This window comes from Enterobacter sp. BIGb0383, assembly GCF_003751845.1.
In the GTDB taxonomy this organism is placed as follows: Bacteria; Pseudomonadota; Gammaproteobacteria; order Enterobacterales; family Enterobacteriaceae; genus BIGb0383.
Window position 1 is genome coordinate 340,460 of the sequence record NZ_RJKQ01000003.1, and the last position, 16,384, is coordinate 356,843.

Here is a 16,384-nt window from a genome sequence, read left to right on the forward strand (position 1 = left end):
ATGCTGTTTTCTCTCTTTTTCCCTTTTATTGAGAGACGTGAAGGTAAATGCTAATTTAGTGTGGTCTTTCTATTTCCTTCCTGCGCTTAATAATTTCTGAAGTGTAATTCTTATTGGGGCTCAATGTTAATGCCTGGGATAAATCTATGCGAGGTTGTATGAAGGTTAAAAAGAATAAATTAAAAGGGAAAATTATCGGCACCTTTGTCTTGCTGTTGACTTTTTTCCTGTTGATATCCGCCTGCTTTTTATATTCTATGGCGACGATCAGTGAACGTGTTGACAGTTTCGCGATTGGCTTTTTCCAGCATGATTATCTGGCGAAGACCAGCAGCTATCTACATGAGGAGGGCGAAACGCCAGAAGAGAGGGCCGCTTCATTGAAAAACGCCTGGCAGATGTTTGACGAATTTGTTGCCATTGCGCCAGTCAAATCGGAAAGCGGAAGGCAGAAAACCCACGAAATGCAGGCGGCAATTGCCAACGTTAAGCGCGATCCCACGAAAGCCAATATTGCGGCATTCGATAAACTGGCCCTCGATTTCCGTGGGCTGATTCTCAAGTATGATGTTCAGGGGACAAAAGAGAGTATTCACGATGCTTACGACACCGCTGAAACGATTATCGGCTTAACCATTCTGGTATTGCTGATCTTATCTATTGTGATTTACCGCATTCTGCGTAAAGCCTTCCTGTCCATCACCGGGGATATCAAAGAGAATATCCGTCGTATCTCTCGCGGAGATCTCACCGAAGAAGAGAGCCACTATCGCGAAGATATCAACGGCATTCACTCCGAACTGGACGGAATGCGGGGATCGTTAACCCATATCGCTTCCTCGATGAAAACCGCCTCGTCGCGGATAGAGCATATTGCCGAAGAGGTTGCTCAGGGAAACCAGAACCTCTCTGTGCGAACCGAGCAGCAGGTCGGCGCGTTGCAGCTTACCGCCGCCAATATGGAGCAGATCAAAACGGCCGTGGAGCAGAACACCGATAACGCCCGGTATGGAAACACCCTGGCAGCAAAGGCCAATGAGGTGGCGCAAACCGGCGCGGGAATAATGACAAATGTCATTGATAGCATGGCGAAAATTGATAAGAGTGCCCGACAAATTGCCGAGATCAACCGCGTGATTAACGGCATCGCGAATCAGACCAATATTCTGGCGCTGAATGCGGCCGTTGAGGCGGCAAGGGCGGGCGTGCAGGGGCGTGGTTTTGCCGTGGTGGCCTCTGAGGTGCGCAATCTGGCCAGGCGAAGTGCAGAGGCCGCCGATGAGATTGGTTCGCTGATTCAGGGCTCGATGGTGAATGTGAATGAGGGAACGCTACAGGTTTCTGAAGCCGGCCAGGCCATGAATGATATTGTCTCTTCAATAGGACAGGTCAGCGCGATTATGAAAGAGATCAGCAACGCCTCGGAAGAGCAGAGTCTCGGTGTGAATCAGGTGGCCAGAGCGCTGAATGAGATGGACACCGGCACGCAGCAGAACGCGGCACTGGTCGTGGAGTCGTCTGCGATCACCCAGGAGATGAATGTGCAGGCAAAAACGCTGGCGGATATTGTTGAAATATTTACCTTTGATGAAGAGCGTGTCGCTGTTTCTTCAACGCCGTTCGCGGAACATCACGCGGGATAATCACGACAAATAATCGGAATACAGCGGTGTGGAACCACGCCGCTGTATTCGTGTTCCTGGCCGAACAAACGTTAACATTTAATATCCGTTGCCAGCGTTTCCACCAGCAGGACAACGCGATTACTCGCCTCTTCCATTTCCATCAGTTCCGCCTCCATGGTGGGCAGGTCTGCGTTAAAGAACGCCTCCAGCGCCTGCCGCCCGGCGGAGTGAACTCTGGCATGCGGTTCTTCAAGCTGGCGATATGCGACATGCTGTGAGAAGTTGCGTCCTTCCCCCGCGTAATACCATTTACCCAGACGGCAATCCGTATGGGCATTGACGCAGTAGTCTTCCCGCTTCTCAAGCAGCAGTTTATACACCTGAAGTTTCCAGATAACGTGATCCAGCTTGACCGTATTCAGAAATTGCAGCGTCGAAATAAACGAAATGATCGACTGCATTCTGGCTGAACGTTCAATCACGGTCTGGATGGAGGCGACAACGTGGGTGATATCCTGGTTGATGCGTTCGATCACCGGGTGCATATCGGATACCACAGAACAGACGGTACCGGCGCTCTCTTCAATACTTGTGGTCAGGGATGAGATATTGTCGGCGCTGCGGTTGACCTGGGCTGAGAGATATTTTATCTCTTTGGCAATCACGCTAAAGCCTGCGCCTTTGTTGCCGACATGCGCGGCTTCGATCGCCGAGTTGATCGCGATGAGGTTGGTTTGCCGCGAGAGTTGGTTAATCTCATTGATATATTTGTTGATGTCGGCAAAAGAGAGTCTGAACCGGGCCAGGGAGTCGGTACACTGGCCGACGCTCAGATCAACCTGACTGATAAGGTTGACTAAATCTTCCAGTGACTTTTTTGCGCCGTTATTACGGTTGTTTAATTCATCGATGGCCTGCTGCTCACTGCGCAAATCTTCGCTCGATTTTAGTAACGCGTCCCTGACCACCTCCAGCGTGGAAACACCTTTAAGCAACTGGGAGCAAATAATACGTTCATAGGCGGGAACATTATGCCCCGGGTCAGGCGCGAAATTATCATTGGCGAGGATTGATGAAGGCGGCGACTGAGTAAAATATTTTATTTTTTTCATTAAACTATTCATGGTATGTCCTTATAAGAAATGCTTAAAATTTGCGAAGCGTGAAGGGCTGTCTCTGTGTAGTGAGCGTGAGAAAGGTATAAGTTTTTCTATGAAAGTATTAAGGCATAGCTTTTTAAAAAGGTGTTTATATTAATGTATTTAATAAATCAGATAGTAATATTGTAAGCCTTTCCCGTATCCTGATCCTGTGATTTTCCGTGAGCGTTATACAGTGAGGTGCCGGAACCCGCTTTATTAACCATATTTTTTAGCGAAGCAGCTTTTTGCATATGGATTTCAATAAGAGGGTAAACGCTGAGGTTCAGTTTTTTTGTCACGGCAACGATGGCGACGATTTTGCTCCAGGATGCCCTGAGAGGCGCGTGGTGGGGATAAGGTGCGATAATTCCTGCCAGGTTTTCCTCCGTCTTACGCTGTTCATCATAAAAATTAATCGCGGATAGCAGCCGACTTTTACTGTCGGATAACATTTGCAAAGAAACGGGATTAACCTGGGGACGTTTTAACTGACTGAGCTCCTCCGAGAGTACCGATTCCAGTTCCTCCAGTAAGTGCTGCATTTTGCTCAGTGTGGCACGTAGACTATTCATCTGCTTACAACTCTTTATTAACGTAATTGAAAGATATCCTGGGTCAGCGATGCAGCAATTTTATCGGTATCAATCGGCAGGTCGCCCGCGGCCAGCGCGGCTTTTATTTTATCCAGCCGTTCGATATTAATATCCTGACTGTCGTCGGTTTTTAACGCCTGAATGTGATTACCCAGACTCACCTTCGTGCCGTTGCGGGGCGTGCTGGCGTCAGAGGCGGGCCGGGAAATATTCCTGTTTGCACGTCGGGTGCTGTCCTGGTGGATCTCAGACAGCGTGGCCGGGGAGATCTGTTGGGTGCGTTCGATGCTCATCATTTTCCTCAAAAAAGCGCTTCGCTAAATGATTTTTAAGTCCTTTAATTAATAATCGGGAGTTTCCGGAAATACTAAAGGTGGCGAGCCGTTATCTTTTACCCCTTTTGGCTAATCTGCCGTTATGACGACTTTGTCGTCGGCGATAGCCGTAGCGGCAACGATCTGGCCTGAGGCGGTCTGGACGCGAAGCGGAGCGTTGAGGGCAGCATTCTCCAGCGCTTTACCCGTGGCTTTGATGCTGAATCCGGTTCCTGCCAGCGTCAATTCTACCCTCTGCCCGGCTCTGATAGCCCAGTGCAGGCGAAGCTGACTCTCCACAATATTCTCGCCAGGGTGCACGGCGCGCAGGGTGACGCGGCCGATAATCCGCTGTGGGTCGAGGATCAGCCCTGTGGGTAAATGTGCAAGCGAACCGCGCTGGGGGCGAATATCGTTCTGGCTGACCGCCTGTCCTGCAGGCAATAAATACGCGGCCTGCCACCAGGTCGCGGTGGCATCAACATCAATCTGGATAAAGTGCCGCTGCGCTGAGCAGCGGGCAATAAGAGTATGAGGGCCTGCCAGTCGGGTCAGGTTGCCGCTCAGGGAAAGCTCGGGATCGGTACAGAGAGTGGCCAGCTGCCCGGGCGGCGTGCGCAGTGTGACATGCAGAGTTAGCCCGGCCTGCGGTGGCGCATGCGTATAACCCCTGACCAGGGTCGTGATGTTAGCGACGAGTGACGTCTCGTCCGCCTGCGCCGGGGAAATAATGCCTGCGGCGAAACAGAGTAGCAATGTTGCTGCCCGAAAGAGCGCTCGTCGTTCGCTGAGAATAGATAGAAAACGTATTGAAAAGGTAAGCATAGTAATAATCCCGACTTTCTTTGCCAGGTTATTGTACGCAAAAATTAAATTTCTGGATGGCGAAAGTGCGGGCATCTATGACGCTATTTTTATCAATTGTTAGCGGTTTTTTCATCACGCGGAAAGTAAAGCAGCCAAATAACGTTGGTTGTGTTTATTTCTCAGGTTATAGGTTTTTTTTATTCTCCCCTAAAATGCAGGCATTAAACTATCTGAAGCAAAAAACTATGCTTGATAAACTCGATCGCGAACTGCGCTTTCAGCAGGAAGCATTAACGTTACTGAATAAACGCCAGAATATTCTGGCTGCCAACGTTGCTAATGTGGATACCCCCGGCTATCTGGCCCGGGATATTGATTTTTCAGCCCAGCTAAAAGATGCCGTTGCCCGGGATGAGCGGGTGAATGGGCCGTTGGCATTAACCCTGACGTCCGGTCGACATATTGCAGCGGCGGCACCGGCTATCGATGATGGCCGTCTTTTATATCGCGTTCCCGATCAGCCTTCGGCCGATGGGAATACGGTGGATATGGACCGCGAGCGGGTTAACTTTGCGGATAACAGCGTCAGGTATCAATCCGGCCTGACGATCCTCGGTACGCAAATTAAAAACATGATGAGTGTGATTAATCAGGGCTAATTATCCATATGTCACTGTTCACTATTTTCAATATTTCAGGCTCGGCAATGACCGCCCAGTCTAAGCGACTCAACGTCAGCGCGAGCAATATGGCCAATGCCGATAGCATTGCCGGGCCGGACGGTAAACCGTACCGGGCAAAACAGGTGATTTTTAACGTTGATGGCGCTCCCGGTGAGGAGACTGGCGGGGTACGCGTCAGCGATGTGGTGGAGAGCACGGCACCGGATCGGCTGGTGTATGAGCCGGGAAATCCGTTAGCCGACGGTAAAGGCTATCTGCACATGCCGAATGTCGACGTGGCGGGTGAAATGGTCAACACCATTTCCGCGTCGCGCAGCTATCAGGCCAATGTCGATGTGATGAATACGGCGAAGTCACTGATGCTTAAAACGCTAACTCTTGGTCAATAAAGGAATAACAGAATGGCAGTTGCGCCAGTCATGGGCAGTGCAAATACCGGTGTGAAGACGAAGGCCGCAACGACGGCGGATAGCGTAACCGGGACCAGCACCGCCGATTTGATGAATAACTTTATGACGCTTCTGGTCGCGCAAATGCAAAACCAGGACCCGACTAACCCGATGGATAACAATCAGATGACCTCCCAGCTGGCGCAGTTTAACACCGCGGCCGGCGTGGAGCAGCTGAACTCCACTTTAAACAATGTCGGCACCCTGGTTTCCAGTATGCAGCAGATGAATGCGGCAGAGTGGGTGGGTCGCACGGTGATGGTGGAAGGGCAGCCGGTGGTGAATAACACCGATGCCGACGGTGCGAACAAATCCTTCTCATTCTCGCTGAACAGCGATGCGGACACGGTTGCTGTGACCTTAACCGACAAAGAAGGCAACGCGTACCGTGGTGAGCTGAAAAACGTTAAGGCGGGGATCCACAGTTACAGCCTCGATGATATCAGTAATTTCCAGCCGTCAGCCCCGCCGGGGGGAACAAGCTACAGCGTGTCTTTTGCTGCGGCCAACGGTGACGGTGATGCGCCTGAAATTGTGTCGCTCAAAAAAGCGAAGGTTGAGAGCGTGGCCTTCTCCTCTACGGGTTCCGTTTTACAGCTGGGGGTCGACGGTACGGCTTCACTCGGCGATGTTTACGAAATCTTATAATTTTCAATATTTTGTTTAGCTGTCAGGAAAAAGAGCAATGAGTTTTTCACAAGGCCTTAGCGGTCTGAATGCCGCGTCTCAAGCCCTAGATGTCGTGGGTAACAACATCGCGAACTCCCAGACCGTTGGCTTTAAGTCTGGCTCTATCGCCTTTGCCGATGTTTTTGCGGGTTCGCAGATTGGGATGGGCGTCCAGGTTTCCTCCGTTAACCAGAGTTTCACCGATGGGGTCCTGGGGCAGGGGACAGGCAGCCTGGATATGGGCATCCAGGGCAACGGTTTTTTTCGTCTGACCAATGAAGCCGGCCGCGTTTTTTATAGCCGCAACGGCCAGTTCAAAAGCGATGCCAATGGCTACATCATCAATAATCAGGGGATGTTCCTGACCGGCTACCAGGCTACCGGCACGCCGCCCACGATCCAACCGGGTGCTGCCGTGGGGGCGATTCAAATCCCGACGGGACAGATGCCCGCGCGCGCCTCGGACGCCGGTACGCTTAACGGCAACCTCGATTCCGGTACCGATGTTGTTACCACGAAGACATTCGATCCGACGGATAACACCAGCTACAGCTCGGTGACGCAGGCCGACGCCTATGACAGCCTGGGCAATAAGCACGTCATCAACATCTACTTTGCCAAAACGGCCGATAACAAGTGGACCGCTTATTCTAAAGATTCTACCGCGCCGGGCGACAGCTATCAGCAGACCGATCTCGAATTTGATGCCTCGGGTCAGCTGACCACCAATCCGGCAAAGATTAACGTTCAGGGTGCGGCGTATAACGGCGGGAACGCGCTGAATTTTGATTTCGACCTGACGGGCATGACGCAGCAGGCGTCTGAAACGGCGATGAATAGCCCGAGCACCACCGGCTATGCGCCGGGTCTGATGAACGGCTATACCGTCGGTGATAACGGCCAGGTGATTGCCTCCTACAGCAATGGCCAGCAGCAGCTGCTGGGACAGGTGGTATTAAGCAACTTTACCAACCCGGGCGGCCTCTCCTCGCAGGGGAATAACTGCTGGACCGAGACGCCGGAATCCGGTCAGCCGGTCACCGGCACCTCCGGTTCGGGAAACCTTGGCACGCTGTACGGTAATAAGCTGGAAGCCTCCAATGTGGATCTGAGTAAAGAGATGGTCAACATGATCGTCTATCAGCGCAATTACCAGTCTAACTCACAGACCATCAAAACCCAGTCTGAGCTGCTCCAGACCCTGGTTAACCTGGGCTAACGCATTATGGATCGTGCGATATACACGGCAATGGGTGCGGCAAATGCCGCACTGAACCGCCAGGCGGTTACGGCGAATAACCTGGCTAACGCTTCAACCAACGGTTTTCGCGCACAGCTGATGGCGTACCGGGCGGTGCCGGTGAACGGTCCGTCCGTAGCGACACGTACCCTGGTGACTGAATCTACCCCCTTTAACGACACCACGATGGGCGCGGTCCACCAGACCGATCGCGACCTGGATGTTGCCCTGCCAAAAGATGGCTGGCTTGCCGTGCAGATGGCGGACGGCAGTGAAGGCTATACGCGGGATGGCAATATCGAGGTGGACAGCGAGGGAGGGTTGCGCGTGCGTGGCCTGCCGTTGATGGGCGACGGCGGCCCGCTGAGCGTACCGCCGCAGTCGAAGGTCACCATCGGGACGGACGGCACCCTGAGTGTGCTTAACGCGGGGGATGAGGCAAAGGCGCTGGCGGCGGTGGGGCGAGTGAAGATGGTCAATGCCCGGGCTGACGCCCTGCATATGGGCGACGACGGGCTATTTCATCCCAACGATAACGCCCCAGCAGGGAGCAATGCGCCGCTGCCGATGGACCCGAATCTGCGGCTGATGCCGGGGATGCTGGAAAGCAGCAACGTCAGCCCGGTGAAAACCATGGTGGATATGATAGCCACCGCCCGCAGCTTCGATATGCATATGAAAATTATCAGCACCGTTGATGACAACGAAAAAAACGCTAATCAGCTGCTAACGCTGGGCTAATCCCCGGCGAGGAGAATGTAGAGCATGATCCGTTCCTTATGGATTGCAAAGACCGGTCTCGAAGCACAGCAGACCAATATGGATGTGATATCCAACAACCTGGCGAACGTCAGCACCAACGGCTTCAAACGCCAGCGTGCGGTATTTGAGGATCTGATTTATCAGACCCTGCGCCAGCCCGGAGCCCAGTCTTCTGAACAGACAACCATTCCTTCCGGCCTGCAGATCGGTACCGGCGTGCGTCCGGTGGCGACGGAACGCATCCACAGTCAGGGAAGCCTGACGCAGACGAATAACACCAAGGATGTGGCGATCCAGGGCGGGGGCTTTTTCCAGATCCAGATGCCGGATGGCACCGCAGCCTATACCCGCGATGGCGCTTTCCAGTTCGACCAGAATGGCCAGTTGGTGACCTCCAGCGGCTATCCGGTGCAACCGGCGATCACCATCCCGCAGGATGCCCAGTCGTTGACCATCGGCAACGATGGCCTGGTTAGCGTCACGGTACCGGGACAAACGGCCCCGCAGCAGGTGGGCCAGCTGACGCTCAGCACCTTTATTAATGAGTCCGGTCTGGAAAGCCTGGGCGAGAACCTGTATCGCGAAACCCAGTCTTCCGGCGCGCCGAATGAAACCACGCCGGGTCTTAACGGCGGCGGCACGCTGAAGCAGGGCTATGTGGAAACCTCGAACGTTAACGTCGCGGAAGAGCTGGTCAATATGATCCAGACCCAGCGCGCCTATGAAATAAACAGCAAGGCCGTCTCGACATCGGATCAGATGCTGCAGCGGTTATCGAATCTTTAAATCTGACGGCGGCCTGCCGCCGTTTATGACTACCTGGTTGTGAAATGCGTAATAAGCCTGGCTCTGCGATACCGGTTATCGCGCCTCTTCCAGTGCGGCACTCCCTGCGCACTCTTTCACTGTGCTCGACGCTGACGCTACTGCTCAGCGGCTGCGCCTATATTCCGCACAAGCCTCTGATCGAGGGCAAGACAACGGCAGCCCCCTCGCCAACGGCTCCTGCCACAATCAATGGCTCGGTATTTCAGGCGGGGCAGGCGATGAATTACGGCTACCAGCCCATGTTTGAAGATCGCCGACCGCGTAACGTGGGTGACATTCTGACGATTGTGCTACAGGAAAACGTCAGTGCCAGTAAGAGTTCATCCGCGAATACCAGCCGCGGAGGCTCCGGTTCCCTGGCATTCGACGCGACGCCAAGGTTTCTGGCTGGCGCCTTTGGGGGGGATCGGGCGAACACCACCATTAGCGGCAAAAATGATTTCTCAGGAAAAGGCGGAGCGGCGGCGCAAAACACCTTTAGCGGCACCATCACCGTGACGGTGAAGCAGGTACTTGAAAACGGCAACCTGCTGGTGGTCGGGGAGAAACAGATTGAAATCAATCAGGGAACGGAATTTATCCGTTTCTCCGGCGTGGTGAATCCGCGCACGATCAGCGGCAGCAATACCGTCGCCTCGACGCAGGTCGCCGATGCGCGCATCGAATATGTCGGCAATGGCTACATTAACGAAGCGCAGCAAATGGGCTGGCTACAGCGTTTATTCCTTAATCTTTCTCCCTTTTAGTCCATCGAACATGAAAATTGCACTTCTTACACGCACCCTGGGGCTGCTTTGCATTTGCCTGAATCTCCTGGCGCTGCCTGCCGCGCATGCAGAACGCATCCGCGATTTAACGTCGGTGCAGGGCATTCGCAGTAACTCCCTGATGGGCTATGGCCTGGTGGTCGGGCTGGATGGTTCAGGGGATCAGACCATGCAGACGCCTTTTACCACCCAAAGCCTGAGCAATATGCTCTCTCAACTGGGGATCACGGTCCCCGCCGGGACCAATATGCAGCTGAAAAACGTGGCTGCGGTGATGGTCACCGCGGAACTCCCGGCCTTTTCTCATGCCGGCGACCGAATTGACGTGGTGGTCTCCTCGATGGGGAACGCAAAGAGTCTGCGCGGCGGGACGCTGCTGATGACGCCGCTTAAAGGCGTGGATAACCAGATCTATGCTCTGGCACAGGGGAATCTGCTGGTGACAGGCGCGGGTGCCCAGGCCGGTGGCAGTCGGGTCCAGGTGAATCAGCTGAACGGCGCGCGTATCAGCAGCGGTGCAACGGTAGAGCGTGAAGTCCCCACCAACTTTGCCAACGGCAACGTGCTCAAATTACAAATGAATGAAGAGGATTTCACCGTTGCTCAGCAGATCAGCGATGAGATCAATCGTCGCTTCGGTGGAGCAACGGCGGCGGCGGAAGATGGCAGAACGATTCGCCTGTATGCGCCTCAGGAGAGCGCCGCCCGCGTGCGTTTCCTCGCCACTATCCAGAATATCCCGATTAACGCCGGGGCCGGCGATGCCAGAATTATCATCAACTCGCGTACCGGCTCAGTGGTGATGAATCGCCATGTCACCCTGGATGCCTGCGCGGTTGCGCAGGGGGATTTAACGGTCGAGATTGCGCGCACCAATCAGGTCAGCCAGCCCGGCACGCCACTTGCGGGTGGGCAGACCGTGGTGACGCCCAATACGTCGGTAGCGGTCCGATCCGGGGGGGGTTCGCTCCAGCGGGTCAATACCAGCGCCGATCTGAATAACGTGGTGCGGGCGCTGAATAGCCTGGGGGCAACGCCCAACGATTTGATGTCGATTCTGCAGTCCATGAAAAGCGCAGGCTGCCTGCACGCGCGTCTGGAGACGGATTAATGGACAAGCCAGGCGTTATGTCGGGGGCGGCTTTCGATGTGCATAATCTGGATGCCATCAGGCTGGCGGCGAAGCGGTCTCCGCAGCAGGGTCTGAAAGCCGCGGCACAGCAGCTTGAAGGATTATTTGTCCAGATGATGCTGAAAAGTATGCGTGATGCCTCCTTTAAAGGGGGGCTCTTTGATAATCAACAGTCAGAGATGTTTACCTCCCTGTACGATCAGCAGATCTCCCAGGACATTGCGGCCCAGGGCAAGCTGGGATTTGCCGATTTGATCGCCAGACAGCTGCACGGCTCCGATCCTGCGTCGGCCAGTGGGCAGGGCCACGAGGCGCTGATTTCCTCGTTTCTGGCCGCGACTCAGCATCCGAGAACGGTGGCACACGCCGCGCTGAGACAGGATAACCCGGAGAGAGAGACCGGTGTCGACGACGAATCACCCGATAATGGGGCCTTTGTCGCCCGCCTGGTGTCGCCTGCCCGGGATATTGCACGTAAAAGCGGGATCCCCCATCAGCTGATTATCGCGCAGGCCGCGCTGGAATCTGGCTGGGGGAATCGTCAGATCCTGACCCGCGAGGGTAAACCGAGCTTTAATCTGTTTGGAATTAAGGCCACGCCGGACTGGAAAGGTGCAACCACCGAGATAGCCACCACGGAATATATCAACGGGGTAGCCGAAAAAGTGAAGGCAACGTTCCGGGTTTACAAAAACTATGCCGACGCATTGAGTGATTACGCCGCCTTTTTAACCCGCAACCCACGTTATCAAAACGTCATCAATAGCCCGTCGCTGGAGCATGCGGCACACGCATTACAGAACGGAGGTTATGCCACCGATCCGAATTATGCGAAGAAGTTAATGAATATAATTCGCTACGTTGAAAAGAATCTTTCTGGCGCTGCCGAAAACTATAAGAAGGATTTTGACACATTATTTTGAAATTCGACGTTTTAGTTTTTTTCGTAACTCACGATATATAAATAACAGTGTGAATTTTTCAGGCCAGAGTGCGCTCTCGCCTCATAACATATGAGGTCAGTTAATCAATGAATCTGTTTAATATTGCCCAGGGCGGATTAAGCGCTGCGCAGTCGGCCCTGAACGTTGTTGGTAACAATTTAAGTAACGCGACGACGGAAGGATACAGCCGACAGAATATTATTCTGGGCGAGGCGGGAGGACGAACCACCCGCAATGGCTTTTTCGGCTACGGCGTCCAGACGAATGATGTTAAGCGCAGCTATGACGCCTTTTTAAATAACCAGGTTCGTGGGGCCACGTCGCAATTCCAGGCGCAGCAGGGGCGTTATGAACAGCTTAGCCAGATTGACGATATGCTCGGGGACGACACCGACAATGTTTCCAACACCCTGGGCAATGCCTTTGGCGCGATGGAAAAAATGAGCAGCGATCCCGTCAGCGGAGCCGCACGCCAGGAAGTGCTGTCCCAGTACAAAGCGCTGGCTAATCAGTACCGGAGCAATAGCAACACGCTGAACGGACTGGAAAAAAGTACCAATACCAAAATCGGCCAGGCGGTTGATGATATCAATAGCTGCGCGAAGCAGCTCGCCAGCCTCAACCAGCAAATCGCGAAGGTGCAGGCCGGAAGCGGAAGCCTGCCGTCAGACCTGCTCGATCAACGGGATCAGATGCTGGGCCAGTTAAGCAGTCTGACCGGTATCCGGGTCAATGAGAACAGCACCACCGGGCGAGTCGATGTCACCCTGGCGAACGGTTATTCCCTTGTCAACGGCGATAGCGTGTGTGCGCTACAGGCCCAGCCTTCGCCGGAAGATCCCAACAAGACCGTGGTCTCGTACATTGATGCGTCAGGTAATGCTATGCGTCTGGATGAAGACCGCATGAGTGAAGGCTCACTTGGTGGACTGTTCAGCTTTCGCAATACGGACCTGCCGGATGCCCGCAACCAGCTTAATCAGCTGGCCCTGCAGATGGCGAATAAATTCAACGAGGTGAATAAAGCGGGCTACGACCTGAATGGCGATGCGGGTGGGGATCTTTTCTCCCTTGCCGATCCTCAGGCTCTTGCTAATCGTAATAACGCGGGTGATGCCTCACTGGCTATCACGCGTAGCGACACTTCGGCCGTCAACGCGCAGGATTACACGATGACCTTCACCGGTCCTTCCGCAAGCGACTGGAGCGTCACCACCCGCGATGGCAGGACCATTACCCCGACGCTGGGCGATGATGGCTCGCTCAGCTTTGACGGGCTGACGGTTAAGCCGCAGGGAACGCCAGAAGCGAATGATAGTTTTGTGTTTAACCCAGTCTCTGGCGCGGCGGACTCGATTAGCGTGGCGATCGACGATGGCGACAAGATTGCGGCATCCAGCTCCTCTGACGCCAGCGACGAGAGCAACAACGAAAATATCAAAAAGATGATCGACATAAAGAATCAGCAGGTCATCGGGAACTCAACGCTAAGCGAGGCCTACGCTCGTCTGTCCAGTTCGGTAGGTTCGGCCATGACTTCACTGGACGCAGGCCGCACGACCGCAAGCAATGTGGCTTCGCAGTGGCAACAGCAGCAGCAGTCGGTCGCGGGGGTGGATATCAACGAAGAGTACATTAACCTGCAAATGTACACGCAATACTATCAGGCTAATGCTCAGGTACTACAAACGGCCACCAGCCTGTTCGATACGCTCCTGAATATTAAATAAATCAGAGGATATAGCGATGCGTCTCAGTACTCACTATATGTTTCAGCACAATATTGAAAGTATGACTAAAGCAATGTCCAGCGGAAATGATATTTATTCCCGTCTTTCTGCCGGGCAAACCTTATTAACGCCGTCCGACGATCCCGCCGGTGCGTCGCAGGCGATTACGTATCAAAAAGCGTTGGCCGATATGAGCCAGTATGATACGGCCAGAACCTATGCTCAGGATGCATTAGGGCAGGAGGATAACGTCCTGAGCAGTATCGCGAATATTCTCACGGGAAGCCTGTCCGAAAAAATTGTGTCCGGCGGTAACGGAACCCACTCTGACCAGGATCGTCAGGCGCTGGCGACCGAGCTGGAGGGGATCCGCGGCAATCTGCGCGATTTGGGCAACAGCCGCAACAGCAGTGGACGCTATATTTTCTCCGGGTACAAAACCGGGGCTGAACCTTTCGCGAAGGACGGCAGCTATGCCGGTGGCGATACGCCGATGACGCAGAAGGTTGGCGACAGCGTGGAGATGCAGGTTGGCCATACGGGCCAGCAGCTGTTTATGAGCGGGAGCGACAACGATCTGCTGGCGGCAATTGATAAGGCCGTGACGGCGCTAAACCAGCCGGTCGCCGATGATGACGACCGTACCGCGCTACAGAGCGTGCTCGACAGCGTGAACAAGGTTGTCAAAAATAGCGTTGATAATATTGGTAAAATCCAGTCCCAGGTCGGGACTAATCTACAGCAGCTGGAGTCACTCGGGTTCAGTTCTGACGCGCAAAAAATCACCCTACAGTCGCGTTATCAGCAGACGGTGGGGTCAGATCCCGACACCATGATTACGCTGATCTCCCAGTCTAAAATGTCAGAGTTTGCCCTCAGCTCTTCGATGACGGTATTTCAGACCATGCAAAAAATGACACTTTTCAATTTTGTGAGCTAAAAAGCAACGAATTGGGCGTGCAGTTTTTTACGCTTCTTCTTATTTTTACAGGTTTATCATGCTTAAGAATTTAAATATTTCGACAGGGCTTAATGCTCTGATGATTGTTTTTGTCCTGTTCCTGGCAACAGTCTCCGCTTTAAATTTCAATAACGTCCATAATTTTTCCGGCCAGATCAACGAGGCCGTTAGTGTCGCCAGTGCGAATAATACCCTGCAGGATGCGGTGAGCGACCTGAATAATTCCGTAGGATTAGTGGTTCTTGAGAGCTACCAACGCAGCGGAATCGCAAATTATTCACCTGCTAAAGAGACATTCAATAATATTAATATGCTTATCGGGCGCTCCGCAGCAAGTTATAAAAATTTTGTTGACCAGCCTGATATCTCTGAGGCAGAACATGCTGAGCTGGTGCGGGTTTATAAAGCTTTTGATGACCTGATGGCGTTTACCCTCAGGCAAAAAGAGGCGCTGATTGATCCGACGAAAACGTTACCCAGCCTCACCGAACTCGGGGTACAGGTAAACACGCTGCGCTCAGCGCTAAAAGCCGAAACGGATAGCTATAACAGGGTACTGTCCACCACCCTTGCCCAGCGTATGCAGGATACGGAGCAGCAAAACACGCGCATGCTGACCGTTGCCGGTATGATTCTGCTCCTCTCCATTATTATTGTCTATCTCACCCGGATGTGGCTCAAAAGCGCTCTTTTCCGACGCCTGGATCAGACAAAAGAGAATTTCACCATTATTGCATCCGGTGATTTAAGCCGACCGATTGAGACGGGCGCGCACAATGAAATCGGTGAGATGCTGGTTGAGCTGGAAAAAATGCGCCAGTCATTAACCGCGACGGTGTCCGATATCCGTCTTGGTACCACCAGTATCTACGGTAGCGCCCAGGAAATTGCCAACAGCAATAGCGATCTCTCATCGCGTACTGAACAGCAGGCCTCCGCATTGCAGGAGACCGCGGCCAGTATGGAAGAGTTAAAAATTACCGTTCGCCAGAATGCGGATAACGCCCACAGCGCTAAACAGCTGGTGGAAGGGGCCAGCAACAGCGCGCGCAAAGGCGGCGATGTCATGGTCAACCTCGACGGCATTATGCGTGAAATTACCGAAAACTCGCGCCAGATTGCGGACATTAATGGCGTGATTGACAGCATTGCTAACCAGACCAACATCCTGGCCCTGAACGCGGCCGTTGAGGCCGCTCGCGCAGGTGAGCAGGGGCGTGGGTTCGCCGTGGTAGCCGGTGAAGTCCGCAGCCTGGCGAAGCGCAGCGCGGATGCGGCGAAAGAGATCCGCCAACTGATCAATGTCTGCGTCGCCAATATGAATACCGGTTCTCAGGAAGTTGAGCTGGCAGGGACGGCGATGAAGGAAGTGGTGAAATCGGTGACGCAGGTAACGGATATCATGGCTGAGATCACCTCTGCTTCTGAGGAGCAAAGTACCGGTATCAATCAAATCGCGCAGGCGGTCAACGAGATGGACCTGGTCACCCAGCAGAATGCCAGTATGGTCGAGCAGGCGGCAAGTATTGCCCGTAGCGTTGAAGAGAATGCCCACGACCTGGAACGTACCGTTTCCCGTTTTTCTCTTGAGAAGAGTGCAAGGGGGAGTGAAGTCCGTGCTCAAAAAACGGCGGGTCAGGCTGTGATGAAAAAACCAACCGCGCATCGCGATCCTGCTTTTATCAAAAGCAAAGCGGAAGAGGACTGGATCAGCTTTTAACTAAGCCGCGAGGTCATA

Annotated in this window: 17 protein-coding genes; 13 read left to right on the forward strand and 4 right to left on the reverse strand. The window is 53.5% G+C overall.

Features of this window, described 5'->3' with window-relative positions; translation table 11 throughout:
• Positions 1 to 257 precede the first annotated feature (257 nt).
• Positions 258 to 1,643 carry a methyl-accepting chemotaxis protein gene (locus tag EDF81_RS17190; protein ID WP_184999543.1) on the forward strand — a complete coding sequence of 462 codons (1,386 nt, stop codon included), beginning with the start codon at positions 258 to 260 and terminating at the stop codon, positions 1,641 to 1,643.
• Positions 1,644 to 1,714: 71 nt separating this feature from the next.
• On the opposite strand, the gene EDF81_RS17195 is transcribed toward EDF81_RS17190, so the two are convergent.
• The 4 genes from EDF81_RS17195 to flgA form a co-directional block, all read right to left on the reverse strand.
• On the reverse strand, positions 1,715 to 2,737 hold the full coding sequence (locus EDF81_RS17195; RefSeq protein WP_184999542.1) for a methyl-accepting chemotaxis protein: 1,023 nt from the start codon (positions 2,735 to 2,737) through the stop codon (positions 1,715 to 1,717).
• 158 nt (positions 2,738 to 2,895) lie between these two features.
• Positions 2,896 to 3,339, reverse strand: a complete 444-nt coding sequence (locus EDF81_RS17200; RefSeq protein WP_123349374.1) for a flagella synthesis protein FlgN — start codon at positions 3,337 to 3,339, stop codon at positions 2,896 to 2,898.
• 17 nt (positions 3,340 to 3,356) lie between these two features.
• Positions 3,357 to 3,656, reverse strand: a complete 300-nt coding sequence (gene flgM / locus EDF81_RS17205) for a flagellar biosynthesis anti-sigma factor FlgM (RefSeq protein ID WP_260232719.1) — start codon at positions 3,654 to 3,656, stop codon at positions 3,357 to 3,359.
• 108 nt (positions 3,657 to 3,764) lie between these two features.
• Positions 3,765 to 4,430 carry a flagellar basal body P-ring formation chaperone FlgA gene (flgA, locus tag EDF81_RS17210; protein ID WP_184999541.1) on the reverse strand — a complete coding sequence of 222 codons (666 nt, stop codon included), beginning with the start codon at positions 4,428 to 4,430 and terminating at the stop codon, positions 3,765 to 3,767.
• A gap of 296 nt (positions 4,431 to 4,726) precedes the next feature.
• On the opposite strand from flgA, the gene flgB reads away from it, so the two are divergent.
• From flgB to EDF81_RS17270, 12 genes are all read left to right on the forward strand, one after another.
• The gene (flgB, locus tag EDF81_RS17215; protein WP_123349546.1) at positions 4,727 to 5,140 is read left to right on the forward strand and encodes a flagellar basal body rod protein FlgB; all 414 of its coding nucleotides are present in this window, start codon (positions 4,727 to 4,729) and stop codon (positions 5,138 to 5,140) included.
• Between the two features lie 8 nt (positions 5,141 to 5,148).
• Positions 5,149 to 5,553: a flagellar basal body rod protein FlgC gene (gene flgC / locus EDF81_RS17220; protein WP_123349377.1), complete on the forward strand. Its 405-nt coding sequence runs from the start codon at positions 5,149 to 5,151 to the stop codon at positions 5,551 to 5,553.
• Positions 5,554 to 5,565: 12 nt separating this feature from the next.
• The gene (locus tag EDF81_RS17225) at positions 5,566 to 6,261 is read left to right on the forward strand and encodes a flagellar hook assembly protein FlgD (protein ID WP_123349378.1); all 696 of its coding nucleotides are present in this window, start codon (positions 5,566 to 5,568) and stop codon (positions 6,259 to 6,261) included.
• A gap of 37 nt (positions 6,262 to 6,298) precedes the next feature.
• Positions 6,299 to 7,501 (forward strand): flagellar hook protein FlgE, encoded by a 1,203-nt coding sequence (gene flgE / locus EDF81_RS17230; RefSeq protein WP_123349379.1) that lies wholly within the window; start codon positions 6,299 to 6,301, stop codon positions 7,499 to 7,501.
• A 6-nt stretch (positions 7,502 to 7,507) separates the two neighbouring features.
• Complete coding sequence (locus tag EDF81_RS17235; protein ID WP_123349380.1) at positions 7,508 to 8,263, forward strand: flagellar basal body rod protein FlgF; 756 nt, start codon at positions 7,508 to 7,510, stop codon at positions 8,261 to 8,263.
• 24 nt (positions 8,264 to 8,287) lie between these two features.
• Positions 8,288 to 9,070, forward strand: coding sequence for a flagellar basal-body rod protein FlgG (flgG, locus tag EDF81_RS17240; protein ID WP_123349381.1), 783 nt, complete (start codon positions 8,288 to 8,290; stop codon positions 9,068 to 9,070).
• A 44-nt stretch (positions 9,071 to 9,114) separates the two neighbouring features.
• A complete protein-coding gene (locus EDF81_RS17245) occupies positions 9,115 to 9,858 on the forward strand; it encodes a flagellar basal body L-ring protein FlgH (protein ID WP_123349382.1) in 744 nt (247 codons plus the stop codon).
• 10 nt (positions 9,859 to 9,868) lie between these two features.
• Complete coding sequence (locus tag EDF81_RS17250; RefSeq protein WP_123349383.1) at positions 9,869 to 10,990, forward strand: flagellar basal body P-ring protein FlgI; 1,122 nt, start codon at positions 9,869 to 9,871, stop codon at positions 10,988 to 10,990.
• On the forward strand, positions 10,990 to 11,934 hold the full coding sequence (gene flgJ / locus EDF81_RS17255) for a flagellar assembly peptidoglycan hydrolase FlgJ (RefSeq protein ID WP_123349384.1): 945 nt from the start codon (positions 10,990 to 10,992) through the stop codon (positions 11,932 to 11,934). Before EDF81_RS17250 ends, flgJ begins: the two co-directional genes overlap by 1 nt.
• A gap of 107 nt (positions 11,935 to 12,041) precedes the next feature.
• Positions 12,042 to 13,685, forward strand: coding sequence for a flagellar hook-associated protein FlgK (flgK, locus tag EDF81_RS17260; RefSeq protein ID WP_123349385.1), 1,644 nt, complete (start codon positions 12,042 to 12,044; stop codon positions 13,683 to 13,685).
• Positions 13,686 to 13,701: 16 nt separating this feature from the next.
• Entirely contained in the window at positions 13,702 to 14,625 is a 924-nt protein-coding gene (gene flgL / locus EDF81_RS17265; RefSeq protein WP_123349386.1) for a flagellar hook-associated protein FlgL, read from the forward strand.
• Between the two features lie 58 nt (positions 14,626 to 14,683).
• Complete coding sequence (locus EDF81_RS17270) at positions 14,684 to 16,366, forward strand: methyl-accepting chemotaxis protein (protein WP_123349387.1); 1,683 nt, start codon at positions 14,684 to 14,686, stop codon at positions 16,364 to 16,366.
• The last annotated feature ends 18 nt before the right edge of the window (positions 16,367 to 16,384 follow it).